This window comes from Paracoccus sp. J39 (assembly GCF_000518925.1).
Taxonomy (GTDB): domain Bacteria; phylum Pseudomonadota; class Alphaproteobacteria; order Rhodobacterales; family Rhodobacteraceae; genus Paracoccus.
Genome location: NZ_JAEN01000048.1, coordinates 1 through 1790 on the forward strand (window position 1 = coordinate 1; position 1790 = coordinate 1790).

Annotated in this window: 1 protein-coding gene and 1 pseudogene; both read left to right on the forward strand. The window is 63.7% G+C overall.

The annotated features are described in order from the left end of the window. Positions 1-117: pseudogene (purU, locus tag L632_RS25055) on the forward strand (formyltetrahydrofolate deformylase); the annotation flags it as partial. 666 nt (positions 118-783) lie between these two features. Beyond that, on the forward strand, positions 784-1790 hold a 1007-nt coding region (locus L632_RS0121155; protein ID WP_028714666.1), incomplete at its 3' end, for an aminomethyltransferase family protein.

Consider the following 1790-nt stretch of genomic DNA (forward strand, 5'->3'; position numbering starts at 1 on the left):
CAGGTCCTGGCCCGCGCCATCCACGCCCATATCCACCGCCGGGTGTTCCTCAACGGCAACAAGACCGTCGTCTTCCCGGCGTCTCCGGGAAGCTATTCCAGCGAGAGAATGGGCTGACCGCTTCGTCACGGCCGCTTATTGTCCCTGTCCCTGACGGGCATGGGGCCTCTGCCAGCCGTGCCGGCGCAGCGACTGCTAAGGTCGCTGCGCCGGCATGCGTTTCATTTTCGGATTGAAGGCTGCCCGTCGCCGAAGGGTCGACTCGGGGATCGTGCTACCGCAGGCGGGACTCATCGGATTGATTCGCCCCTCCTGGCCCTCTTGGTTTTTCCCGCCCGCGCAGATCGGGGCTTGCAGTTCTATCGGTGGTCCTTGCTCTTTGCCGGCGCGTAGGCACCGGTCATTATCTGCCCGAAAGATGGCCGCTTCTGCCGGCATTTGTGCAGAAAAATACCCAAAACATTCCTGCTAAGAAAAATAATTGCTTTTTAAGCGATATCCGGGTTGAATGGAATCAACAAGCGAGCGGATGCAAAACCGGTCCGATCAACAACAGGTGGTTCATGGGTCGACGCTCCGTCCGGAGCTTGGCCCCCGCGGATGGGCAGGCTTTCCCCCGTTCATCCGGGCATCGCCAGACGTGCCGCCGGTCAGGCGCTGCGTCTGCCGCAGGATGCCTGCCGCCGGCCGCATGGTCGGGCCGCTTGCAGCCCCTCGCTGCCACAGATGCCATGGTCCGCCCGGGGCGGATCGTGGAACGGATGCCAACGAGGAGGAATTTTCATGACAGCGACCTGGCGTTTTTCGGCTCTGGCGGATCGTCACCGGGCCCTTGGCTCGGCGCTCGAGGACTGGAGCGGGATGGGCACGGCCTGGAGCTACGACAAGGACCAGCTCGAGGAATACATGGCGATCCGCACCAAGGCCGGGGTGATGGACGTCTCGGGGCTGAAGAAGGTGCATGTGATCGGCCCCCATGCCAGCCATGTCATCGACCGCGCCACCACCCGGTCGGTCGAGAAGATCAAGCCCGGCCGTTCGACCTATGCCTGCATGCTGAACGACGGCGGCAAGTTCGTCGACGATTGCGTGATCTACCGGATGGGCCCGCACAGCTTCATGGTGGTGCATGGCGCCGGCCAGGGGCACGAGCAGCTGACCATGGCGGCGCTGGGGCGCAATGTCAGCGTGCTGTTCGACGACGACCTGCACGACATCTCGCTGCAGGGGCCGCTGGCGGTGGACTATCTGGAAAAGCACGTGCCCGGCATCCGGGACGTGGTCTATTTCAGCCATATCCACACCACGCTGTTCGGCAAGCCGGTGACGATCTCGCGCACCGGCTATACGGGCGAGCGCGGCTACGAGATCTTCTGCCGCCGCCAGGACGCGCCCGAGATCTGGGACACGATCGTGGCCGAGGGCGCGGCGATGGGCATCATCCCGACCCGCTTCACCACGCTGGACCTGCTGCGCGCCGAAAGCTACCTGCTGTTCTTCCCCTATGACAATTCCGAGAAATACCCGTTCGAGGACGAGCCCTGCGGCGACACGCTTTGGGAGCTGGGGCTGGATTTCACCGTCTCGCCCGGCAAGACCGGCTTCCGCGGCGCCGAGGAGCATTACCGGCTGCAGGGCAAGGAACGCTTCAAGATCTACGGCGTCAAGCTGGAGGGCACCGAGGCGGCGGTCGAGGGCGCTCCGATCATCCGGGACGGCAAGGAGGTGGGCGTGGTGACCATCGGGTTTTACAGCCCTTTGAACGGGCACAATATCGGCATTGCGCGGAT